Genomic DNA, 21,339 nt, shown 5'->3' on the forward strand with positions numbered 1-21,339 from the left:
TACATTAAGGAAGCAAAACTTTGAATGAAGAAGTTATCGCATTGATGCTTGGTGTCTCGCTCACTTTAGGCTTTTTCGCGCTACTTGGTGTAGTATGGGGACTTAAAAACGGACAATTTGATGATGAGGGCAAAATGATGGAAGGGGTGCTTTTTGATTCCCCTGAGGATTTAAACAAAATTGCCAATCAAGAAAAAAAGCATAATTTTTTAGATGACTTAGATTCTCTCAAAGAGCAAAATACACAACAACCTAAGGAGGACAAATGAATAAGGTGTATGATGTTGGGATTATAGGTGGTGGAGCTGCTGGGATTGGCTGTGGTGTGGAATGTCTAGCCTTAGGTATTCAAAACATTGTTGTATTTGAAAAAGGAGAGAGTTTCCTCTCTACTCTTAGGCAATTTTACAAAGACGGCAAACGCGTGGATAAGGACTACAAAGGACAACAAGCAGATTTAAAAGGGCATATCCCACTCCAAGATGGCAACAAAGAAAGCACGCTAGAATTTTTTGATAAAGTCATACAAGAAAACAACCTAAATATTCACTACAAAACAGATATAGAATCTATCCAACACAATGGCGATATTTTTACCATTCACACAAACGCCAATCAAACATACCAAGCGCGATTTGTCGTCATCGCTATTGGCAAAATGGGGCAACCAAACAAACCAACCTACCCTATCCCCTCATCAATCAAGCGCAGAGTGCAATTCAACGCTAATAATATCCCTAACGATGAAAAGCTCCTAGTCGTGGGCGGGGGGAACTCGGCGGTGGAATACGCCACGCTTCTATGCCAAAGCAATGATACCACGCTAAACTACCGCCGAAGCGAATTTACACGCATTAACGACATTAACGCCACGCAACTAAAAGAAGTGATGCAATCTGGCAAGCTCAAATCACGCTTGGGTGTGGATATTGTGAGCTTAGAAGATGAAGGTGGGAAAGTCAAAGTGTGCTTTAGTGATTCCCAAAGTGAAGTATTTGATAGAGTGGTGTATGCCATTGGTGGTGCAGCTCCTACGGACTTTTTACACAAATGCAATATCAAACTTGATGAAAACAATGTGCCAATATGCGATAAAAACGAAAGTGCGGTAAAAAATCTCTTTGTCGCTGGAGATATTTTGTTTAGAAATGGTGGCTCGATTGCTATCGCGCTCAATCACGGCTATGATATTGCGCTTGAGATTAAAAAGCGACTAGATTCTAAGGAATAAAAATGCCAACGCTAAACCTCATCTCGTGGAATGTCAATGGACTGCGAGCGTGTATGAATAAGGGCTTTATGGAGTTTTTTAAGCAAATAGATGCCGATATTTTCTGTATCCAAGAATCCAAAATGCAAAAAGAGCAAGGCGATTTTGATTTTGCCCCTTTGGGATACGCAGAGATTTGGCATAGCGCGGACAAAAAGGGCTATTCAGGCACGATAATGCTAAGCAAAATAAAACCTCTAAATGTGCGCTACGAAATGAATAATTTTCACAAAGATAGCATTCAAAAGCACAGCAGGGGCAATGAAGGCAGAATCATCACCGCAGAATTTGAAAAATTTTACCTCGTAAATGTCTATACTCCAAACTCAAAACGCGAGCTAGAGGGGCTAGAGTATCGAATGGCGTGGGAAGATGACTTCCGCGCGTTTCTCAAAGATTTGGAGTGCAAAAAGCCCGTGATAATCTGCGGGGACTTAAATGTCGCGCATAATGAAATCGATTTAGCAAACCCCAAAACAAACTGCACCAAAAAAGACAAAAATGGCGAGATAAAGTTTAAGGGCAACGCAGGCTTTAGCGACTGGGAGCGGGAGAAATTTAGCGCGCTTTTAAATTCTGGATTTATCGATACTTTTCGGTATTTCTACCCCGATTTGCAGGGTGCGTATAGCTGGTGGAGCTACTTTGGCAAAGCTAGGGAAAACAATGTGGGCTGGAGAATTGATTATTTCCTCTGCTCCAAATCCTTAGAATCTGCCTTAAAAAACGCCAAAATCTACAATGACTTCAAAGCCTATCCACAGATACTAGGGAGCGACCACTGCCCTGTGGGAGTAGAGATAGAGATTTGAAAATTTAGATATTTTATAAGCAAGGTTTTATGGACAACCCCCATATCTTTAAAAGCGGGGTTTGTCCTAATTAAAAAACCTAAAAGGCATAAATATAACGAATGAATAAATCATACGAATTAGCAATTTTAGTTTTAAAGCTACTCCTATTGGCATTTACACTCATCGTTTTGTCAAGCAGTATTGCATCTACAAATGGAATTCTGCCCACCACTTCAATGCCGTGATTTGTAGCAATGGTGTTTCTTAAGCCTATATTAAGAGCGACATCAATAGCATTTCTATCGAGTTTCCAAGCTGGATTCACTGCAGCTACATCTTGTCTTTCAAAATCATCTAAATCACCCCCGCTATAATTCACGCCACCGACACTCAATCCAATAAATCCACCAAAATTTATTTCTTCGCTTGTGATAAAGTTTGCCAACAAATCTATATTTGCTGAATAATTTATCTGCGTTCCAGAAACTCTAGTTTTCCAATTTGTGCCATTGTAGGCTAAATTTTCAAAATTTAGCCCTCCATAAGATAACCCAGCATAATAGCGCAATCCAACCTTTGGTGTAAAAAAATGCTTGTATCCAGCAACTACGCCAAACCTTATGCCTCCGCCATAATACGCTAAGTTCTCTAAATTGTTTCGTAGGGTAACTGCATTGTCAAAATTGCCACTTCCATAGCCTAATTGCACACCGATAAAAATGCCATTTTCTTTAGCACTTAAATGTGATAGTCCCAATACCAAAACAACAACTAAAGATAGTTTGTGAATCAAAAGGCGATTGCCTAAAGTCCTAAGAATTTCTATTAAGAGAGAGAGAGAGAGAGAAATGGTTTTGTGCTATTGCACATTTTGTGTGATTGTTCATTGTGAACTCCTTATTGTGAAATATTAGCCATTTGGCTTGGCGGATTGTAGCATATTTTAGAAAAATGTGTTTATTTTTACGGACAAAAATTTGTCTAAAAATTATTAGAAAATTATAGATAATAAATAAACATTTTTAAAATATAATAAAGCCCCCAAAAGGAATCAAATATGAGCAAAAGCACACAGACAATCTATATCTTTGGCGATACGCACGGCTTAGAGGACATAGAAAAAATCTTTTTGCCATTAGAATCCTACACCAAAGATGATTTTATCATCATTTGTGGGGATTTTGGCGTGCTGTGGGGGGACAGGGCAGATGATTGTGAGAAGTTTTTAGTAGGCGAGTTTGACAAACTCCCCTGCACGATTCTCTTTATCGATGGCAATCACGAAAATTTCAACCGCCTAGACGCGCTAAAAAATGTCAAAAAATTTGGCGGGAATGTCGGCGAGTATATCAAGGGCAAATGCTACCATCTCAAACGAGGCGAGATTTACACCATAGCGGGGAAAAATATCTTTACGATGGGTGGGGCTAGTAGCATAGACAAAGATTACAGAAAGCCAAATATCTCGTGGTGGGAGGGCGAAAATATCACGCCCGCCCAAGTCAAATACGCCCTGCAAAATCTAGTAGATTTTAGAGGGCAAATCGACATCGTCATCACGCACACCTGCCCTAGTAGCTTTTTGCCCCATATTGATACACATTTAAGCATAGATAAAGATTTTGTCGATAAAAATTGCGTGTGGCTTGAGATTTTGGCACAAAAAATCGCGCTCAACCAAAACGGGAAAATCGAGTGGTTTTTTGGGCATTGGCACGGGGATTTTGATTTTAAAGTGGAGCTAGATTCTGCCCTAGATTCTATCGCGGATTCTGCAAATGCAAAATCTAAGCTAACAATCAACGCGCATTGCTTATATGAGGAGGCGTTGCGCATAAGCACGCAAGCAAATACAAACTAGCAAAAGCGCGATTTACAATTTTTTAAAAATCTAACAATAAAAGGAGCAAAAATGAGTAATATAAGTGGATTTACAGGCACGATAGGTTTGAGGGATTTGATAAGACAAAAAATCACAATCCCTGATTATCAACGCCCTTATGTGTGGGATAGTGAACAAGTGTAGCGGAGGGTGTGAATTTTTCGCACAAATCCACACAATTTTTCCAAAAAATCAAAAACGGACAAAAATCTGTCTAAAAAATATGATGAAATAAATCTTGGATTTTAAGAATCTAGAACAACTCGATACAAAGGACACACAATGCAAAGTTTAATATCCAAGCGACATAGCCTCACAGAATTAGAGCGTTTAGAATTGCTAGAGCTAATTAGAGAAGCAAATTTCATTAAAAAACACGATAGGTATATCAAACTCATAAAAAGAAGTGTCAAGACTTTAAACGATGTACACAATACGAGTAAAAGAATATTTAAAAAAGAAAAAGCGCGGTTACAAAACGGCGAGATTGCTAGGGCACTACAAAAAGTTAAAAACACTAGCACGGCAAAATCACTGCTAAAAAACAATAATATCGTGCTTAATGAGGTGCTAAAACTAAACAATAAGCGCGATTGCAACATAATAGAGGCATTTTTCAAACGCTACAATAAAGATGAGTTAAATGCTAAAATCTTTAATAAAACCTTTAGCCTTGCTAAAAAGCGCGAAGTTAAAGTCAGTTTTATCGCGGAGGAAAAGGTAACAGCGAACTATTCGCAACGCACAAATCTTATTAGAATGTTTTTTAATAAAAAATCAAAAAAGTTTAAAACACAGCTATTACTCCACGAGCTTATTCATAGAGTTAGTATGGGGTTTTTAAGTGATTTAGAAAAATTAGATTTCGCGCTAAATCATTACCCAGAGTTGTTTATAAACACGCAGTTTGCGCCACTTAAAAACATAGAGAACATATATGAATCCCTGCCAAAAAACTTAAAAGAGCAAAAAGGCGATGATTATTATGGATTTAGAAGTTTTGAGGAATTTATCGCAGAGGTTGCAAATCCTAAATTTAGAGACAAACTGCAAAAGCTAGGGATTTTAGAAAGCGTGCTAGAAAATTATTTTGCATTTTTAGACAAATGCGATAAATAAAGAATCTTTTTAAGCTATTTTTAAACGGGGGGGGGGATAAAATATCTCGCTTTTGTTTTTATAAGATTTTGCCCTTAATGTGTCTTAGGTGCGTAAAATCTAAAAAGCAAAGCAATATTTCCCTAAACAAGGAGTTACGCAATGAATAAATTTACACCTAAAGACAAAAAAGAACTTATACGCTTGATTGTTGGAGGAATTAGCTTGGATAAGATAGATACCACGCTTATTACCGATATGAGTGATTTATTCGAAAAAATAAGGTTTATTTTGTGGGAAATTGAGATGGCAGCAGATTCAGATACTCCATTTGAATGGCAAGAGGAATGTTTGACGCAAGAATTTTTTAATGGCATAGAAGATTGGAACACTAGCAATGTTGTTGATATGTCGTGTATGTTTAGCGGGTGCAAATATTTCAACAGCGACATAAGCAAATGGGATACAAGCAAGGTGGAAAATATGCACGCTATGTTTGCTGGAGCAGAATCGTTTAACCAACCGCTAAATGATTGGAATGTAAGCAATGTAGAGGCGAGAAGCAGAATGTTTGTAGGTGCAAAGTCATTCAATCAATCTTTGGAAAATTGGAATATAAAAGAAGTAAGGGTAGCATACGGCATAGGAAAAGTAGGCATAAATTTTGATTTATTGCATATGTTTGAAGGATGTCCATTAGAATCAAACCCACCAAAATGGTGGAAAAAATATACAGACCCATACAAAATCAAATAGTATTTAGCTCCATCACTCCTGTATTTTTTGCACTTCAAGCGGACTTAAATAGCCCTCTTTTAGAAGCATTTGCACGATTTGCTTAAAGATTGGCGCAGCAGTGCGCCCGCCGTAGTAGTCGTTTTCTACACTTGATTCAAACACCACCACACCAATGGTATAATTACGCTCTAAATCTTTAGCAAAACCAAAAAACGAGCCATTATACTCTTTGACATATCGCCCTCCTCTAGCAATCCTCGCTGTGCCTGTCTTGCCACCTACGATGAGATTCTCTACTAATGCTGGCTTGCCCGAGCCATTTTTCACTACTTTGATAAGCAACTCTTCCATTTCCTTAGCCACTTGCGGAGAGAGAATCTGCAATGGCGCATAGCTCTTGGGCTCGTATCGTTGAGAGCTTGGTGCAGTGATATAGCTCGTAATGCGAGGAGTTGGGAGCAACCCACCATTACTAAAGCTCGCATACGCACGCATAAGCTGTATAAATGTGCTCTGCAAGCCATAACCATAGCTTATAGTCGCCTTTGTCGCTTGTTCGATATTGAGTTTTTTTACACTTGGGATAGAACCGCGTTTCTCATAGGGCAAGTCGATTCCCGTGCTTTGAGAGAATCCAAAGGCTTTTAGCGCAGTGTGGAGCTCTTGAGAGCTTAGAACAGAAGCAATTTTTACCATTCCTATGTTACTTGAATGGAGCATAATGCCCTCTGGAGTCGCGGATTGTAGCACCACACTATCGCGTATCGTGTAGTTGCGTAATTTATAATTGCCATTTTCTAAGTCAATATTTTGCGTTGGATTGAGTTTATTTTTTTCAAGCAAGACAGAATAAATGATAGGTTTAATGGTGCTTCCGGGCTCATACGCACGCTCAATCGCAGAGAGATTAAGCCGTGAGTAGTCCTTAATATCGCGTAAAGTGTTGGGATTAAAGCGATTTGAGCTCGCTAACGCGATAAATTGCCCACTTTTAGAATCCATAATCCCAGCGATAATCTCGCCTGAATTATACCGCGCCTTTGCGCTATCTAGGATAGATTCAAGTTGAGATTGCACACGCAAGACAATACTTAGCGTTACATCAAAGCCATCTTGGCGCGTCTTTTTTACCGCTCCCTTGTCCATAATGACATTAAAGCCTATATCGCGCCTACCGATAATTTCGCCGTCTTGCTTGGGATTAAGGAGTTCATTATAATATTTCTCAATGCCCTTTATGCCATACACGCGCGTGATTCCCTCGCTATCCTCCTTGCCTACATAGCCCACAAGTGGCTCTAGCAAACTTTTGTAGCGATAATTTCTATTGTTGCCACTCACTTCGATACTTAAGCCTTGCTTTGGGATTACTACGCCATTTTTGTTTTCATACTCGATAAATACGCCATAGCGTAAAAGCACAAGATTTAGCTTTTTAAGGTTAATCGCTGTTGGGGCATCAAGGTTGTAAGATAGCACGACATTGCCCTTAACTTGAAATTTTTTCAAAATCTCATCTTTGCTTATGCCACTATAAATAGAAAAAAGATTCACAAAAAGTTCTTTTTTTTCGGAATCTATGCTTTGTGTGTTGATGCTTGCTTTGTAAATGTTTGAACTAGAAGAGAGCTCAAAGCCATCAGCACTAAAAATCGAGCCTCTAAGCGCGGTATCGACTTTTTTTGATTCTAGTGTTGGGAGTTTTCTTGGGGTGATGACTTTAGTGTAGGTGATTGCTATAAAAGCACTAAAACACAGAAGCAAAATAGCACAAAGACTGATAATAGCGGAGATTCTTTTATCAGCCATTTGTTTTAGATTCTATACAAATTAAGATTGTGATTAAATCTGTCCGCACAAGCAAAAGCTACACTTGTGTGCGGAGAATCTCTTTATACGCATTGACTGCTTTGTTGCGCACTTCTAGCATTACTTTCATACTATTTTCTGCCTTTGTAATCGCAATCGCCGCACTATGCAAATCCTTAACCTGCCCTGTCGCCATATCTGCTAGAGCTTTTTCTGAAGTTTGCTGGTAGGCATTTACACTATCAAGTGTATCTTTAAGTGTCTTAGCAAAGTCTAGCCCACTATCTTGCGGAGGCATATTCTTAACGGCTGGCTTATTGACATCAGGCAGAACAATATCGCTCTTAATAACTCCAAATTGTGTTTTATTTACCTCGTTCATTGTGTTCTCCTCATTACAGATTCTCTAATTTTACATTATTTTATGTTGATTTTGTGCTATTTTTCTCATCTTTATGGTTTTTATTTACTTATTTTACGCTTGGAACATTGATATTGCGTTGCTTGCCATATTTTTCGCACTTTGAAACGCACTCACATTTGCTTGATACGCCCTCGTGGCTTCGATTAAATCCGCCATTTCTACCACAGGATTGACATTTGGATACGCCACATAACCCTGCGCATTCGCATCAGGGTGGCTTGGGTCATATTTCATCAATGGCTGCCTATCATCACGGACAATCTTATGGATATACACGCTCATAATCGGTGGCTTTGGTTCTTTCCTCAGCTCACCCTCATCAAGCGGGTCTTCGTATTTAAGCAAATTGTTGTCTTTACCTAATCGTTCGTTTAATACTTTGTTAAAATCAAACGCTCTAAACACCACTTCTCTACGGCGATATGGTCCTCCTTCATCAGTGCGCGTAGTGTTTGCATTGGCAATGTTTGATGAAATCACATTGGTGCGCACCCTTTGGGCTGATAAACCATATCCACTAATATCAAAACTCGATAAGAATGACATTGTTAAATCCTTTCAAAATCTTAAATTGCTATCCTAAAAAGAACAATTAAATGTTTCTTCCAGAATCTACCGCATAAGCAAAAATACCCTTATGTCGCTTTAATGCGCTAGTGAGGGCGTTATACATCGTGCTGTTTTTGCCCATTTCGCTTGTCTCCACATCTAAATCTACGCTGTTGCCGTCATTTCTAGCTAAATGCCCATCACGCCAAAAAATCGTAGCTTTATCAAGCTCCACTCGCCTGCCATCGCGGTGGATATTATACACCCTGCGCAATGGTAAGTCCTCATCGGTTACTTTCTTAAATGCCTTGTTGCTCTCACGCGCCAAAAACTGCTCGAAGTTAATATCCTTTGGACGATAAAATGGCGTATCAACATTAGCAATGTTCGATGAAATCAAATCTTGGCGCAATGAACGAAAATCAAGTGCCTTATACACTAGCGGATAAGCGATTGAAATATCTTTAATCAAATCCATTTGACTACCTCTTTTACAAATAAGTTTCCCTAAACACTGCAAGTTTAAGCAAAATATATTCCCAAGTGAGAATCTGCCCTCACACATAGATTCCACAAAACTCCGAGAATCTTCATATTATCCAAGCATAAGATATGCCACTTAATTTCGTGTGGCAAGATATTGTAGCGTTTTAAAATTTTTAGTATGTTTCTTTTTGTTGCAATTTTTTGCATTTTTTGCATTTTCACTTTTAAATTGTGAATTTTTTAGTATGCTAAATCAAAAGTCGCAATTTTATTGCGCTTTTTACAATACTACAACAAAGGACTAACAATGAAAATTTCACAACAAAAAAAGGAGGTGCGCCGTGGGCACAGCTTACGATGAAACATACAAACGCTCGATAGAAAATCCGCAAGATTTTTGGGCAGAGGCAGCCCAAAAAGTGCATTGGTATAATGAATGGGATACCGTGCTTGATGATAGTGGCGAGCATTACAGGTGGTTTGTAGGAGGCTGTATGAATACCTGCTACAACGCGCTTGATTTGCATATCCATCACGGCAGAGGCGATAATCTCGCTTTAATCTATGACTCCCCTATAACAGATACCAAGAAAAAATACACCTACAAGCAGCTCCGCGATAGAGTAGCAAAGACAGCGGGAATCCTCGCCAACAAAGGCGTGGTAAAGGGCGATAGAGTCATCATTTATATGCCGATGATTCCCGAAGCAGTCATAGCGATGCTCGCGTGTGCGAGGCTAGGGGCGATTCATAGCGTGGTGTTTGGGGGATTTGCCTCCCACGAGTTAGCGATGAGGATAGAGGACGCCAAACCACGCGTGATAATGACGGCAAGCTGTGGGATTGAGATAAGCAATATCATTGAGTATAAGCCCATTTTAGATGAAGCGATTAAAAAATCTCAACACAAGCCCACCACTTGTATCGTGTGGCAACGCCCGCAGTATAAGGCAAGTATGCTCCCGTGGAGAGATGTGGATTGGGAAGTGGAGGAGGAAAAAACCCACCCCGTAGAGCCTGTGCCTGTGCTCGCCACAGACCCGCTTTATATCCTCTATACTTCAGGCACCACAGGCACGCCAAAGGGTGTCATTCGCTCTAATGGTGGGCATTCTGTGGCGATGAAATGGAGTATGGATAATATTTATAACGCCAAAGAAGGCGATGTGTTTTTCACCGCTTCTGATGTGGGCTGGGTAGTGGGGCACTCCTATATCGTGTATGCCCCGCTTATGAATGGTTGCACTACGATTGTCTATGAGGGTAAGCCCGTGCGCACGCCAAATCCTGCGAGCTTTTGGAGAATCATTGATGAATACAAAGTCAATATTTTATTTTCCGCTCCTACGGCATTTCGCGCTATCAAGCGAGAGGACGCCAAAGGCGAGCTAGCAAAAAAATACAATTTAGAGAGTTTGCGCACGATTTTTGTCGCGGGCGAGCGGTGCGATAGCGACACGCTAAAATGGATTCAAAAGGTTACGGGAAAGCCTGTGGTGGATAATTGGTGGCAGACAGAGACAGGCTGGGCGATTGCGGCAAATCCTATGGGGCTAGACCCTATGCCTATAAAGCCCGGAAGCCCTACAAAGCCAACCCCCGGATTTAATCTAAAAGTGCTAGGCGAAGATGGCAAGGAGCTAAAAGCTGGCAAAAAAGGGGCACTCTGCCTAAAATTGCCTCTGCCACCTGCCTGCCTAATGGGAATCTGGGAAAATGAAGAGCGGTATCGCAAGGGCTATTTGGAGCATTTCAAAGGTTACTATCTCACAGGCGATACGGGCTATATCGATAAAGACGGCTATGTCTATGTGCTAGGGCGAATGGACGGGATTATCAATGTCGCTGGACATCGTCTCTCCACAGGCGAAATAGAGGAAGTCATCTCAAAACACCCCGATGTCGCAGAATGCGCCGTTATCGGTGTCAATGATGAGCTAAAGGGCGAGATTCCCTTTGGCTTTGTGGTGCTAAAAGCAGGCATAGAGCGCGACCATAAGGGAATCATCGATGGCGTGGTATCACTTGTGCGCCACGAAATCGGCGCGGTGGCGAGCTTTAAAATCGCTACCGTAGTAAATGCCCTCCCAAAAACGCGCAGTGGCAAGATTTTGCGCAAAACCTTGCGCGAAATCGCTGATGGCGTGGAGTATGCGATTCCCGCTACGATTGAAGATTCTAGTGTGCTCGATTCTTGCAAAGAAGCAATCGCAAAACTAGGCTATCCCAAAACACCAACAAAGGAGGCGCAATCTAAGGCATAAGATTTTTTGTCATTGCGAGCAAAAGCATAAGTATGGATTGCTACACGGATTTGTATAAAATCCGCTCGCAATGACGGCAACTTGTAAGAATTTAAATTGTAAAAAAGGAGAAAAAATGGTAACTTCAGCAGGAAAAAGATTTAGGCAGGCATTAAAGGAAAATTCCCCATTGCTCATCGTAGGCACGCCAAACGCTTATGCGGCGTTGCAAGCGAGTAAAATCGGGCATAAAGCAATCTATATTTCAGGTTCTGGCGTGGCAAGTGTGAGCTATGGCTTGCCTGATTTGGGAATCGTGGGGTTAGAGGATTTTTGTATCGATGTGCGGAGAATCACCTCGCGTGTGGATACGCCTCTTTTGGTAGATTGTGATACGGGCTTTGGCGGGGCGTTTAATATCGCTCGCACGATAAAAGAGCTAATCCGTGCAGGTGCAGCCGCCACGCACATAGAAGACCAAGTCGCGCAAAAGCGGTGCGGACATCGCCCAAACAAAGAGCTAGTCAGCACGCAAGAAATGTGCGACAGAATCAAAGCCGCAATGGACGCGAAAATCGATAGCGAATTTGTGGTGATGGCTCGCACAGACGCCCACGCAATCGAAGGACAACAAAAGGCGATTGAGCGCGCAGTGGCTTATGTGGAAGCGGGTGCGGAGATGATATTTGCCGAAGCGGTGCATACTTTGGAGGAATATAGCGCGTTTGTAAAAGATCTCAAAGTCCCTGTGCTAGCAAATATCACAGAATTTGGAAAAACGCCTTATTTCACCGCAGATGAGCTAAAGGGGGCTGGAATCTCAATGGTGCTTTATCCCCTCTCGGCAAATCGCGCGATGAGCAAGGCGGCAAACCAAGTGTATAAATCCATTTTGGCAAATGGGCATCAAAAAGATGTCTTAGATATAATGGAAACACGCGAGGAGCTCTACGCAATGCTAGATTATTATGCGTATGAAAATAAGCTCGATGAGTTGTTTAAGAAGTGAGATTATCCATTGTCATACTTAAGGGAGTGAAACGACCGAAGTATCTCTAGATTCTAGAATGTTTGAGATATTTCGCTCACGCTCAATATGACAAGGTTTTCGTCATTGCGAGCCGTGCTTGCACGGCGTGGCAATCTAAAATCTAAATTTTCTAATGGATTGCCACGATTTTGCGAAGGCAAAATCTCGCAATGACACAAAACATAGAATGTAAATTTTAAAACAAAGGAGAAACTAAATGAGTCAAAGTGAAGCAAGTAAAAAAAGTGGTGGGCTAGCAGGGATTATCGCTGGGCAAAGCGCGATATGCACCTGCGGGCTAGGCAATGGGTTAAATTATTATGGCTATGCCATCGAGGATTTAGCCCATCATTGTGAGTTTGAGGAAGTGGCGTATTTGCTCCAATTTGGCGAGCTACCAAACGCAAAGCAACTAAGCGAGTATAAGGGCAAAATCGCCGCACAGCGAGGACTGCCAAAAGAGCTAAAAGAAGTGCTAAAGCAAATCCCAAAGAGCGCGCATCCTATGAATCTAATGCAAAGCGCGGTGGCGACTTTAGGCACGCTTGAAGCAGAGAAAGAGGATTTTAGCGACCAAGATAGCAAGATTATCCGCTTGCTTGGCATTTTGCCTAGCGTGCTGTGCTTTTGGCATAACTACGCGTATAATGGCAAAGAGATAGATTTTGAAAGCAAGCAAGATTCTATCGCGGGGTATTTTTTAGAAAAGCTAAAGGGGCAAACTCCCCCAAGCGAATTTATCAAAGCGATGCACTGCTCGCTAATCCTGTATGCCGAGCACGAGTTTAACGCCTCGACATTTACAGCGAGAATCTGCGCTTCGACACGAAGCGATATTTTTAGCGCGGTAAGTGCGGCAATCGGTGCATTACGCGGACCGCTTCACGGCGGGGCAAACGAAGCAGCAATGCACTTAATTGAGAGCTTCTCAAGCGTAGAGGAAGCGATAAAGGGTGTCAATCACAAGCTAGAAACAAAGCAACTGCTAATGGGCTTTGGACATAGAATCTATGGCGCGGGAGGCGACCCGCGAAATGCACTTATCAAAGAGTGGAGCAAAAAGCTAGGGGGCGATACGCTTTTATACAAAGTAAGCGAGGCAATCGAATCGCTAATGAAAGAAAAAAAGCCAAACTTACCGCCAAATGCGGACTTTTACAGCGCGTCCGCGTATCATTTTATGGGGATTAAGACGGATTATTTTACGCCTATTTTTATAATGAGTCGTGTCTCGGGCTGGACTGCGCATATCAAGGAGCAAAGGGCAAATAATAAGATTATCCGCCCTAGCAGTGAGTATATCGGTGTCGCCCCACGCGACTTTGTGGCGATAGATAACCGATAGTAAGTCGCTAAACGCCTTTAAATTCTAGAATTTAAAGGCAAAACCACGCGCAAAATCTATGTTAAGCGCGTAAAATCTTACACCAAAATCAAAGGAGAACAAAATGAGTAACGATATGGGAATACTAGAGGCAAAACGACCAGAGTTTGATGAACTGCTAAGCAAAATCGCAAAATACGCAGATGAGTATGTGGCAAAAAGTGAAGTGGCGATAGAAACGGCAAAATACTGCTTAATGGATACGATAGGCTGTGGGATTTTGGCGTTAAAATATCCTGCTTGCACGAAGTTGCTTGGACCAAGTGTGGATGGCGCGGAGTTTCGCCCGCTAGGGAGCAAAATCCCGGGCACTAGCTATCAACTAGAGCCTATTCGCGCTGCGTTTAATGTAGGCGCAATGGTGCGCTGGCTAGATTTTAATGATACTTGGCTCGCAGCTGAATGGGGACACCCTAGCGATAATTTGGGCGCGATTTGGGCGGTGGCAGACTATGTAAGCCGCAAAAATATCGCAGAGGGCAAGCCTGCTTTGACCGTCTCTTGCGTGCTTCAAGCGATGATAAAGGCACACGAGATTCAAGGCGTGCTCGCGCTAGAAAACTGCTTTAACAAAGTGGGGCTTGATCACGTGCTACTTGTGCGAATCGCAAGCACGGCGGTAGCTGCCAAACTGCTAGGCTGTGATTTTAGCGAAATCCGCAACGCCGTATCGCACGCCTTTATCGATGGCGGGGCATTGCGCACTTATCGCCACGCGCCAAACACAGGCTCGCGCAAAAGCTGGGCAGCAGGTGATGCAAGCTCGCGCGGAGTGGATTTAGCCCTCAAAGCAAAAACGGGCGAAATGGGCTACCCAAGCGCATTATCCGCGAGCTTTTGGGGATATAATGATGTCAAAATGAAAGGGCAAACACTCACAATCCCACAAGAATTTGGAAGCTATGTAATGGAAAATGTGCTGTTTAAAATCAGCTTCCCTGCGGAGTTTCACGCGCAAACGGCAGTGGAGGCGGCAATCAAACTCCATAGCGAAGTCAAAGATAGGCTAGGTGAAATTGATACAATCATCATCACCACGCAAGAATCTGGACACCGCATAATCAACAAAGTAGGCGAGCTAGCAAACCCCGCAGATAGAGACCACTGCATACAATATATGGTTGCCGTGCCGCTTATCTTTGGGCGATTAGTCGCTGATGACTATGAGGACAATGTCGCTAGCGATACGCGAATCGATGAGTTACGCGCTAAAATGGTGGTAGAAGTCGATGAGAGATATACGCGTGAGTATTTGGAAGCGGATAAGCGGAGCATTGCAAACGCGGTGCAAGTGGTTTTTAAAGATGGTTCTAAGACAGAGAAAGTCGAGGTGGAATACCCAATCGGGCATAAGCGCAGACGCAAAGAGGGAATCCCCGTGCTAGAGGCGAAATTTAGGGCAAATCTAGCGACTAGATTTTCGCCAAAGCAATGTGCGCGGATTTTAGGTGCGTTTGAAAACGACAAAAATTTGCTCAATATGAACTTTAATGAGTTTAGTGATTTGTTTGTGCTATAAAAACAACACAAGTGGAAATCTTTAGGGATTTCCACTAACCATTGATAAGAAAATCAAGTGTCGCCATTCGCACACACACACCATTTGTAACTTGCTCTAGCACCTTACTTCGAGAATCTTTTAACACCTCATCATCAATATCCACATTGCGATGCACAGGTCCCGGGTGGAGGACAATACACGCATTATCGCCTAAAAGTTCTTTTGTAATGCAAAATCTACTTGCATAATCTCTTAGTGAGCCATAAATCACTTGATTGTGTCGCTCTGTCTGTGTGCGCAGACTCATCACCACATCAACTTCACGGATAATCTCCGCCAAATCACTACTCGTGCGCAAAGTTGTCTTTGGTAAAAAATGTGGTGGTGCAACCAAAATCACTTCCAATCCAAAACGCATGAGAAGTTCAATATTGCTATTTGCTACGCGTGAGTTGATTATATCGCCCACAATGGCGACTTTTTTGCCCTGCAGTAATGTTGCAATATTGTCGTTTGTGAGTTGTAGCGATTTTTTGGAATCGTATGAATGCTTTGACTCCAAAAAATACTCAATAATCGTGAGTAAATCAAGGAGGGCTTGCGTGGGGTGAGAGTGCGCACCATCGCCTCCATTGATAATAGGACAATTCACTTGACGCCCAAGGTAATACCCCGCACCAGCATTTTTATGTCGTATGATAATCGCATCAGGATTCATAGCATTGAGATTTGCAGCAGTATCAGAAATAGTCTCGCCCTTAGCAGTAGAGCTTTTAGAAACATCAAGTCGCATTACCTGCCCGCCTAGATTCTTTACCGCTACTTCAAAGCTAGAAAGCGTGCGTGTGGAGTTCTCAAAAAAAATGGTAATAACATTTTTATATTGCAACGGAAAGCTTTGCGGAGCTTTGCAATCTTTCCCAAACATTTGGGTTTTAAAATACAAAGAACGATTAAAAATACAAACAATCTCATCAATGCTAAAATCACTCGTGCGGATAAGGTGGCGGGGCTTTGACATTTTTACTCCTTTTGTCTTGCCCTTTTTAGGGTAATGTAAAATAACGCCCTAATTTTAGCAAAATTTAATCACAAAGTCGTGCCAAAATCTCTGCATAATTTTCAATTCGTCTATCGCGCAAAAAGGGCCAGATTCTGCGCACCTGCTCACTTCGCTCTAAATCAACCTCAACAAGCAGGTTTTGAGGCTCTTCATTGGCTTTGTCTAAAAGTTCGCCTTGTGCGCCAAAGGCAAAGCTTGAACCCCAAAAGCGAATTCCTCGCGTATCTTTAGAATCTACGCTTAAATCTTTTTCAAAGCCCACACGATTTATCGCCAAAGTTGGCAACCCATTTGCCACGCTGTGTCCGCGCATAACTGCTATCCAAGATTCTCTTTGTCGTTGCTTCTCTTCATCGCTATCTTCATCAAACCACCCAATCGCAGTGGGATAAATAAGCATATCTGCGCGTTTGAGTGCCATAATGCGCGCTGCCTCAGGAAACCACTGGTCCCAACAAACAAGCACACCAAGCCTGCCAACGCTCGTAGCAATGGGATTAAATCCCAAATCGCCCGGCGTGAAATAAAACTTTTCATAAAACTGCGGGTCATCTGGTATGTGCATTTTACGATATTTGCCTGCAATCTCACCATTTTTTTCAAACACCACTGCGGTATTATGATACATTCCAGCAGTGCGCTTCTCAAAAAATGAGCCCACAAGCACTACTCCTGCTTGCTTAGCAATATTAGCAAAATACGCCACATCTGCTTCATACTCATTAGCATAATCAAAAAATCGCGTATTTTCGCTTTGGCAAAAATATTCCGTGCAATGCAACTCCTGCAAACACACAAGTTTTGCACCATTTTTAGCAAGATGGAAAATCTGCTCTGCGCTAAATTGCATTGTGTGTTTCTTAGAATCTAAAAATGATTGTTGGACAAGCCCTACAAGCATTATGCTCTACTCCTCTTCATATTCGTAGTCAGGGTTTTGGTAGTCATCATCGTCATACCCGCCATAGTTGCCCGTTGTGTCTTCATCATCAAAGTCATCAAAGCCCTCATCAAAGTCGTCATTTATGCCATCAAACTCATCATCATACTCGCCCATAATGTCTCCTTATAAAATATCTTAGAATCCTCGCTAGCAATTTTTACACCAATATTGTAACTTTTCTTAAGCAAAATATTTAATAGGCACTTTTAGCACGGTTTTTTTAAGTGGTGTATGTATCTGCTCCTGCCATTGTGAATACGCAGTGTTTTTAGAATCTAGTCCCCCAGAATGCACATCTTGGGGAAAAAAGATTCCCAAAGTGCCAGCAGTAAAAAAAAGCGTATGCGGTGGAAGTATTGGATTATGATATACGACCAAATCTTTTTTCTCATCATAAGGGCGTAAAATCGAAAAATCTTCACTAAACCCAATGAGAAACTCCTCCGCTCCAGCCACACAAAGCTGAAAATCCACATATTTCTTATGCGTCTCAAAAAACGCTTCTTGCGGACTTTTAAGCATATAGCTCTGCTCGATAGCGCGCACACCACCGCCTAAATCAAACTCACACTCCACACGCTCACCATTTGTAAGGTGCAAATCCATAATGCGCGTATGTTCTACACTCCCTTCACGCAGGGTATTATGCAAATATTCCTGCACAAAACAAAGATTTTGGTGCTTTGCAAAAAAAATATCAAAGCTAGAAATATGCCCGATTAACGCCATTTGTAACTCCAAATAGAAAACTTAAGGAATGTAATTATAGCGACAATTAGCCTTTAGTTTGTTATTTGTGCTAAAATACGCGCTTTTTAACATAATAAAAGGATTGTAATGCAGTGTGAAATATCGCAAAAAGCACATTTGCCAACTATTTATGGCAACTTTTGGATACAATGTTTTAAAGAGTTTTTGCAAAATGAAATAAAAGAGCATTTAGTCATTTTTAGTGAAACTCTAGGAGCAGTGCCATTAGTGCGACTACATTCAGAATGCTTGACAGGCGATGTGCTAGGCTCACTAAAGTGTGATTGCGGAAATGAGCTACAATATGCCCTTAAGCAGATTGCGCAACATAAAAATGGCGGTATGGTTATTTACTTGCGCCAAGAAGGCAGAGGTATTGGATTGTTTAACAAAGTCAATGCGTATGCCTTACAAGATAAAGGACTTGACACAGTAGAGGCAAATGTAGAGCTTGGATTGCCTGTTGATGGGCGTGATTATGCTATTGTGGGCGAAATATTTAAGCATTTTGGGATTGAAGAGATTGCCCTACTTACCAATAATCCGCTTAAAGTAGATTCCATAGCTCAGTATGCTAAAGTGCAAAGAAATAGCATTATTGTAGGTTGCAATAAGCACAATGAGGGATATTTGCAGGTCAAAAAAGATAAAATGGGGCACTTGCTATAAAAATTCCAAATCAAATAACAGCACATTACACTGCGAGATTCTTTAATAATACTATGTCGTTAAGAGGAATGGAGGTGGAAGTTGAAAAACTACAAAACAATGATAAGCTACACTGAAGCAATGAGAATCTTGGAGGGCGTAGAAGTAACGCCCCTACCAAACCAAAAAATTACATTTAACCAATCTGTTGGGCGCATTTTAGCACAGCATATTCGTGCTGATAAAAATGTCCCACCATTCCCCACATCAGCAATGGACGGCTTTGCGATACGCTTTGATGATTTACAAATGCTCCGCAACGAAGGGCTAGAACTCCAAGCTGTCAATAAGGCTGGTTTAGAGGAAATCCTCACACTCTCTCCACAATGCACCATTGCTACCTACACAGGCTCTAAAATGCCATTACAATCCGATACAATCGTGCTTATAGAGGATATTATCAAATTTAAAAAAGACAATAAAGAATTTATCAAATTGCTTGATTCTAAAAAAGAGATTACGCGCTCACAATGGGTGCGCCAAGTGGGTGAAAATTACAAATCTGGAGATATTTTACTCCATCAAGGAATACGCATAAGTCCCTTTGAAGTGGGAATTTTGGCAGATTTAAACAAAGTCTTTGTGCAAGTGAGTGCGCGCCCTAAAGTTGGAATCTTAAGCATTGGCGATGAAATCATTGAGGTGGGCGAACAAAGCCAACGCACAAATGCTCTACGAAATGTGAATAACCACCTTTTAGGCGCGCTATGTGAATCGCTTGGCTGTGAAAGCGTGCTGTTTGACAATGTAGGCGATGATAAAAAGGCTATTATCAAACTCTACAAACAAGCATTGCAGCAATGCGATGTGCTTGTAACCACAGGTGGAATGAGTGTTGGTGATTTTGATTTTACCAAAGATATTATGCAAGAGTTTTGTGAAATGCAGTTTAAGGGCGTGCGAATGAAGCCGGGCAAACCTGTGGCGTATGGAATCTACAAACAAGGCAATAAAACTACTCATATTTTTGGCTTACCCGGGTATCCAAACTCGTGTGCGGTAACATTTTATCTTTTTGCTCGTGCAATTATCGCGCGACTTAATGGCACAAAAGCAAAGAATTTTATCATTAAAGGTCGATTATTAGAGAATCTCCAACGAAGTGATTCTCGAATGGAGTTTCGTGCCTGTGAAATAGAGCTTAAAAATGGAGAATTTTTTGTAAGCTTTAAATCCAAAAAAAGCCTACAAGGCTCGATGATTAACAATCTTGGCGTGCAAACAGGATTTGCCATATTGCCAGAAGATGGTGGCTCGCTCAAAAAGGGACAGAATGTAGAAGTCTTACTCTTTAGAGATATTTTATAAGGAGGGATAAATGGTAAGTGTGGAATTTTTAGGACCATTAAGTAATTTTGGCATTATGCAATGTGAGGCAAAAAATTTCGGTGAGTTAAAACAAGCACTCGCACAGAAAAAAGAATTAGTAAAATGGCTACAAATATGTGCTGTGGCTGTAAATGATGAAATCATCAGTGATAATAACTTTGTGCTAAAAAATGGCGATAAGATTGCCATTTTGCCTCCCGTTTGTGGTGGATAATGGAATTTTTAACGCTGTATCAAGGTGCATTGTGCGTGGGTGAAATCTACACACAATGGGAAAATTACGCAATGGCGCAAAATTGTGGTGCGCTATGTGTGTTTGAGGGACTTGTGCGGGAGGAAAAAAGCCAAGAAGATTTGCAAAATACCCACAAAAACTTGGAAAATGACTTGGTTGAGGGGTTAAGTTTTGATGTATATGAGCCACTTTTACAGAAGTGGTTTAATAAATGGCAAGAGATAGCCAAGCAACAAGAAGCAACTCTACTAATGGCACACTCAACGGGTGATGTGCCAAAGGGCAGAAGTTCGTTTATGTGTGCGGTTATCTCCTCTAAGCGTAAAGCTGCGTTGGGCTTGTATGAGAACTTTATCGAGGATTTTAAGGCAAACGCGCCTATTTGGAAATACGACATTATTAAAGGCGAGCGTGTTTTTGCCCTCTCAAAGAGTCAAAAAATAGCCGGAAGCGGAATCTTATCATAATGCCAAAAATTGTCTGTTTTAGCGGGAAAAGCAATAGCGGGAAAACCACGCTTATTTGCAAAGTTGCACTGGCATTGCGCGAAATGGATTTGCGCGTAAATATCATTAAACACGACCCTAAAAACAAAGCAGAATTTGACACACAAGGAAAAGAGCACAACAAAGATAGCTTTAAATTCTCTCAAGTTGCTCCACGCGTGGCTATCATCTCTCCGCAAAAAAGCACCATTTTATCAAGCAATCAAAGCAACCACAATCCACAGAATCTCGCCACAGATTCTGTGGATTGTGCAAATTTAAAAGAATCTAAGAATACCGCATTTAAAGATATAAGCGAATATGAATGCACAGAGTTTCAAAAAATCATTGGCTTTTTTGATGATTGTGATGTGGTGCTTATTGAGGGATTAAAGCACTTGCCATATCCAAGAATTGTCCTCTTTAGGGAAGAAATTGATGAGACATATATCCCTTATGCAAACGCCTTTGCGCTTAGTAGGGAGATTACTAGTGATAAGCACAAAATGGCAAAACTTCCAAATTTGCCTATTTTTGATATTGATGCTCCTAAGCAAATAGCCCAATTTATCACAAAACTCACTTGAGGACTTGGGCACTATTTTTGCTTTAGATTCC

Annotated in this window: 25 protein-coding genes; 15 read left to right on the forward strand and 10 right to left on the reverse strand. The window is 41.4% G+C overall.

Annotated elements, in window-relative coordinates; translation table 11 throughout:
- Window positions 1-20 precede the first annotated feature (20 nt).
- The 3 genes from ccoS to ACWIUJ_RS04970 are packed head-to-tail and all read left to right on the forward strand — an operon-like array spanning window position 21 to window position 2,082.
- On the forward strand, window positions 21-269 hold the full coding sequence (gene ccoS, locus ACWIUJ_RS04960) for a cbb3-type cytochrome oxidase assembly protein CcoS (RefSeq protein WP_454169348.1): 249 nt from the start codon (window positions 21-23) through the stop codon (window positions 267-269).
- Window positions 266-1,231 carry an NAD(P)-binding domain-containing protein gene (locus ACWIUJ_RS04965; protein ID WP_454169350.1) on the forward strand — a complete coding sequence of 322 codons (966 nt, stop codon included), beginning with the start codon at window positions 266-268 and terminating at the stop codon, window positions 1,229-1,231. Before ccoS ends, ACWIUJ_RS04965 begins: the two co-directional genes overlap by 4 nt.
- A 2-nt stretch (window positions 1,232-1,233) precedes the next feature.
- Window positions 1,234-2,082, forward strand: coding sequence for an exodeoxyribonuclease III (locus ACWIUJ_RS04970; RefSeq protein ID WP_454169352.1), 849 nt, complete (start codon window positions 1,234-1,236; stop codon window positions 2,080-2,082).
- A 79-nt stretch (window positions 2,083-2,161) separates the two neighbouring features.
- Here the strand turns inward: ACWIUJ_RS04970 and ACWIUJ_RS04975 are convergent, their stop codons facing one another.
- Window positions 2,162-2,857, reverse strand: a complete 696-nt coding sequence (locus ACWIUJ_RS04975; protein WP_454169354.1) for an outer membrane beta-barrel protein — start codon at window positions 2,855-2,857, stop codon at window positions 2,162-2,164.
- A gap of 264 nt (window positions 2,858-3,121) precedes the next feature.
- Here ACWIUJ_RS04975 and ACWIUJ_RS04980 point away from each other — a divergent pair, with 264 nt between their 5' ends.
- The 3 genes from ACWIUJ_RS04980 (at window position 3,122) to ACWIUJ_RS04990 (ending at window position 5,800) form a co-directional block, all read left to right on the forward strand.
- Window positions 3,122-3,925, forward strand: a complete 804-nt coding sequence (locus tag ACWIUJ_RS04980; RefSeq protein ID WP_454169356.1) for a metallophosphoesterase family protein — start codon at window positions 3,122-3,124, stop codon at window positions 3,923-3,925.
- A 303-nt stretch (window positions 3,926-4,228) separates the two neighbouring features.
- Window positions 4,229-5,065 (forward strand): hypothetical protein, encoded by an 837-nt coding sequence (locus ACWIUJ_RS04985; protein WP_454169358.1) that lies wholly within the window; start codon window positions 4,229-4,231, stop codon window positions 5,063-5,065.
- A 141-nt stretch (window positions 5,066-5,206) separates the two neighbouring features.
- A complete protein-coding gene (locus tag ACWIUJ_RS04990; protein WP_454169360.1) occupies window positions 5,207-5,800 on the forward strand; it encodes a BspA family leucine-rich repeat surface protein in 594 nt (197 codons plus the stop codon).
- Between the two features lie 12 nt (window positions 5,801-5,812).
- On the opposite strand, the gene ACWIUJ_RS04995 is transcribed toward ACWIUJ_RS04990, so the two are convergent.
- The 4 genes from ACWIUJ_RS04995 to flgB all read right to left on the reverse strand — a co-directional run bounded on the left by ACWIUJ_RS04995 (window position 5,813) and on the right by flgB (window position 9,042).
- Window positions 5,813-7,591 carry a peptidoglycan D,D-transpeptidase FtsI family protein gene (locus tag ACWIUJ_RS04995; RefSeq protein ID WP_454169362.1) on the reverse strand — a complete coding sequence of 593 codons (1,779 nt, stop codon included), beginning with the start codon at window positions 7,589-7,591 and terminating at the stop codon, window positions 5,813-5,815.
- Window positions 7,592-7,649: 58 nt separating this feature from the next.
- Window positions 7,650-7,973 carry a flagellar hook-basal body complex protein FliE gene (fliE, locus tag ACWIUJ_RS05000; protein WP_454169364.1) on the reverse strand — a complete coding sequence of 108 codons (324 nt, stop codon included), beginning with the start codon at window positions 7,971-7,973 and terminating at the stop codon, window positions 7,650-7,652.
- A 93-nt stretch (window positions 7,974-8,066) separates the two neighbouring features.
- A complete protein-coding gene (gene flgC, locus ACWIUJ_RS05005) occupies window positions 8,067-8,561 on the reverse strand; it encodes a flagellar basal body rod protein FlgC (RefSeq protein ID WP_454151202.1) in 495 nt (164 codons plus the stop codon).
- Window positions 8,562-8,607: 46 nt separating this feature from the next.
- Window positions 8,608-9,042 (reverse strand): flagellar basal body rod protein FlgB, encoded by a 435-nt coding sequence (gene flgB / locus ACWIUJ_RS05010; RefSeq protein ID WP_454152025.1) that lies wholly within the window; start codon window positions 9,040-9,042, stop codon window positions 8,608-8,610.
- 349 nt (window positions 9,043-9,391) lie between these two features.
- Here flgB and ACWIUJ_RS05015 point away from each other — a divergent pair, with 349 nt between their 5' ends.
- On the forward strand, window positions 9,392-11,314 hold the full coding sequence (locus tag ACWIUJ_RS05015; RefSeq protein ID WP_454169366.1) for a propionyl-CoA synthetase: 1,923 nt from the start codon (window positions 9,392-9,394) through the stop codon (window positions 11,312-11,314).
- A gap of 115 nt (window positions 11,315-11,429) precedes the next feature.
- On the forward strand, window positions 11,430-12,302 hold the full coding sequence (prpB, locus tag ACWIUJ_RS05020; protein WP_454169368.1) for a methylisocitrate lyase: 873 nt from the start codon (window positions 11,430-11,432) through the stop codon (window positions 12,300-12,302).
- Between the two features lie 53 nt (window positions 12,303-12,355).
- On the opposite strand, the gene ACWIUJ_RS05025 is transcribed toward prpB, so the two are convergent.
- Window positions 12,356-12,484: a hypothetical protein gene (locus tag ACWIUJ_RS05025; protein ID WP_454151196.1), complete on the reverse strand. Its 129-nt coding sequence runs from the start codon at window positions 12,482-12,484 to the stop codon at window positions 12,356-12,358.
- Window positions 12,485-12,540: 56 nt separating this feature from the next.
- On the opposite strand from ACWIUJ_RS05025, the gene ACWIUJ_RS05030 reads away from it, so the two are divergent.
- Window positions 12,541-13,668, forward strand: coding sequence for a citrate/2-methylcitrate synthase (locus tag ACWIUJ_RS05030; RefSeq protein WP_454169370.1), 1,128 nt, complete (start codon window positions 12,541-12,543; stop codon window positions 13,666-13,668).
- A gap of 103 nt (window positions 13,669-13,771) precedes the next feature.
- The gene (gene prpD / locus ACWIUJ_RS05035) at window positions 13,772-15,226 is read left to right on the forward strand and encodes a 2-methylcitrate dehydratase (RefSeq protein ID WP_454169372.1); all 1,455 of its coding nucleotides are present in this window, start codon (window positions 13,772-13,774) and stop codon (window positions 15,224-15,226) included.
- Window positions 15,227-15,260: 34 nt separating this feature from the next.
- On the opposite strand, the gene ACWIUJ_RS05040 is transcribed toward prpD, so the two are convergent.
- From ACWIUJ_RS05040 to ACWIUJ_RS05055, 4 genes are all read right to left on the reverse strand, one after another.
- Window positions 15,261-16,229: an aspartate carbamoyltransferase catalytic subunit gene (locus ACWIUJ_RS05040; protein WP_454169374.1), complete on the reverse strand. Its 969-nt coding sequence runs from the start codon at window positions 16,227-16,229 to the stop codon at window positions 15,261-15,263.
- A gap of 64 nt (window positions 16,230-16,293) precedes the next feature.
- On the reverse strand, window positions 16,294-17,172 hold the full coding sequence (locus ACWIUJ_RS05045) for a carbon-nitrogen hydrolase (RefSeq protein WP_454151188.1): 879 nt from the start codon (window positions 17,170-17,172) through the stop codon (window positions 16,294-16,296).
- 6 nt (window positions 17,173-17,178) lie between these two features.
- Window positions 17,179-17,328 (reverse strand): hypothetical protein, encoded by a 150-nt coding sequence (locus ACWIUJ_RS05050; protein WP_454151186.1) that lies wholly within the window; start codon window positions 17,326-17,328, stop codon window positions 17,179-17,181.
- Between the two features lie 66 nt (window positions 17,329-17,394).
- Window positions 17,395-17,943, reverse strand: a complete 549-nt coding sequence (locus ACWIUJ_RS05055) for a YhcH/YjgK/YiaL family protein (protein WP_454151184.1) — start codon at window positions 17,941-17,943, stop codon at window positions 17,395-17,397.
- 108 nt (window positions 17,944-18,051) lie between these two features.
- On the opposite strand from ACWIUJ_RS05055, the gene ribA reads away from it, so the two are divergent.
- From ribA to ACWIUJ_RS05080, 5 genes are all read left to right on the forward strand, one after another.
- The gene (ribA, locus tag ACWIUJ_RS05060) at window positions 18,052-18,633 is read left to right on the forward strand and encodes a GTP cyclohydrolase II (RefSeq protein WP_454151182.1); all 582 of its coding nucleotides are present in this window, start codon (window positions 18,052-18,054) and stop codon (window positions 18,631-18,633) included.
- An 81-nt stretch (window positions 18,634-18,714) separates the two neighbouring features.
- Window positions 18,715-19,980, forward strand: coding sequence for a molybdopterin molybdotransferase MoeA (locus ACWIUJ_RS05065; protein ID WP_454169376.1), 1,266 nt, complete (start codon window positions 18,715-18,717; stop codon window positions 19,978-19,980).
- Window positions 19,981-19,990: 10 nt separating this feature from the next.
- Window positions 19,991-20,215 (forward strand): MoaD/ThiS family protein, encoded by a 225-nt coding sequence (locus ACWIUJ_RS05070; protein WP_454151178.1) that lies wholly within the window; start codon window positions 19,991-19,993, stop codon window positions 20,213-20,215.
- Window positions 20,215-20,703 carry a molybdopterin synthase catalytic subunit gene (locus ACWIUJ_RS05075; protein ID WP_454169378.1) on the forward strand — a complete coding sequence of 163 codons (489 nt, stop codon included), beginning with the start codon at window positions 20,215-20,217 and terminating at the stop codon, window positions 20,701-20,703. Before ACWIUJ_RS05070 ends, ACWIUJ_RS05075 begins: the two co-directional genes overlap by 1 nt.
- The gene (locus ACWIUJ_RS05080) at window positions 20,703-21,308 is read left to right on the forward strand and encodes a molybdopterin-guanine dinucleotide biosynthesis protein B (protein ID WP_454169380.1); all 606 of its coding nucleotides are present in this window, start codon (window positions 20,703-20,705) and stop codon (window positions 21,306-21,308) included. The genes ACWIUJ_RS05075 and ACWIUJ_RS05080 overlap by 1 nt, the downstream gene beginning before the upstream one ends.
- Window positions 21,309-21,339 lie beyond the last annotated feature (31 nt).

The sequence above is a fragment of the Helicobacter sp. 23-1046 genome (assembly GCF_053654635.1).

Coding starts and splice junctions, on each gene's coding strand:
- prpD (WP_454169372.1), top strand. CDS start 13,772: ATGAGTAACGATATGGGAATACTAGAGGCAAAACGACCAGAGTTTGAT.
- flgB (WP_454152025.1), bottom strand. CDS start 9,042: ATGGATTTGATTAAAGATATTTCAATCGCTTATCCGCTAGTGTATAAG.
- ACWIUJ_RS05045 (WP_454151188.1), bottom strand. CDS start 17,172: ATGCTTGTAGGGCTTGTCCAACAATCATTTTTAGATTCTAAGAAACAC.
- fliE (WP_454169364.1), bottom strand. CDS start 7,973: ATGAACGAGGTAAATAAAACACAATTTGGAGTTATTAAGAGCGATATT.
- prpB (WP_454169368.1), top strand. CDS start 11,430: ATGGTAACTTCAGCAGGAAAAAGATTTAGGCAGGCATTAAAGGAAAAT.
- ACWIUJ_RS05080 (WP_454169380.1), top strand. CDS start 20,703: ATGCCAAAAATTGTCTGTTTTAGCGGGAAAAGCAATAGCGGGAAAACC.
- ACWIUJ_RS04980 (WP_454169356.1), top strand. CDS start 3,122: ATGAGCAAAAGCACACAGACAATCTATATCTTTGGCGATACGCACGGC.
- ribA (WP_454151182.1), top strand. CDS start 18,052: ATGCAGTGTGAAATATCGCAAAAAGCACATTTGCCAACTATTTATGGC.
- ACWIUJ_RS05030 (WP_454169370.1), top strand. CDS start 12,541: ATGAGTCAAAGTGAAGCAAGTAAAAAAAGTGGTGGGCTAGCAGGGATT.
- ACWIUJ_RS04995 (WP_454169362.1), bottom strand. CDS start 7,591: ATGGCTGATAAAAGAATCTCCGCTATTATCAGTCTTTGTGCTATTTTG.
- ACWIUJ_RS04985 (WP_454169358.1), top strand. CDS start 4,229: ATGCAAAGTTTAATATCCAAGCGACATAGCCTCACAGAATTAGAGCGT.
- ACWIUJ_RS05040 (WP_454169374.1), bottom strand. CDS start 16,229: ATGTCAAAGCCCCGCCACCTTATCCGCACGAGTGATTTTAGCATTGAT.
- ACWIUJ_RS05075 (WP_454169378.1), top strand. CDS start 20,215: ATGGAATTTTTAACGCTGTATCAAGGTGCATTGTGCGTGGGTGAAATC.
- flgC (WP_454151202.1), bottom strand. CDS start 8,561: ATGTCATTCTTATCGAGTTTTGATATTAGTGGATATGGTTTATCAGCC.
- ACWIUJ_RS04965 (WP_454169350.1), top strand. CDS start 266: ATGAATAAGGTGTATGATGTTGGGATTATAGGTGGTGGAGCTGCTGGG.
- ACWIUJ_RS04990 (WP_454169360.1), top strand. CDS start 5,207: ATGAATAAATTTACACCTAAAGACAAAAAAGAACTTATACGCTTGATT.
- ACWIUJ_RS04970 (WP_454169352.1), top strand. CDS start 1,234: ATGCCAACGCTAAACCTCATCTCGTGGAATGTCAATGGACTGCGAGCG.
- ACWIUJ_RS05055 (WP_454151184.1), bottom strand. CDS start 17,943: ATGGCGTTAATCGGGCATATTTCTAGCTTTGATATTTTTTTTGCAAAG.
- ACWIUJ_RS05070 (WP_454151178.1), top strand. CDS start 19,991: ATGGTAAGTGTGGAATTTTTAGGACCATTAAGTAATTTTGGCATTATG.
- ACWIUJ_RS05050 (WP_454151186.1), bottom strand. CDS start 17,328: ATGGGCGAGTATGATGATGAGTTTGATGGCATAAATGACGACTTTGAT.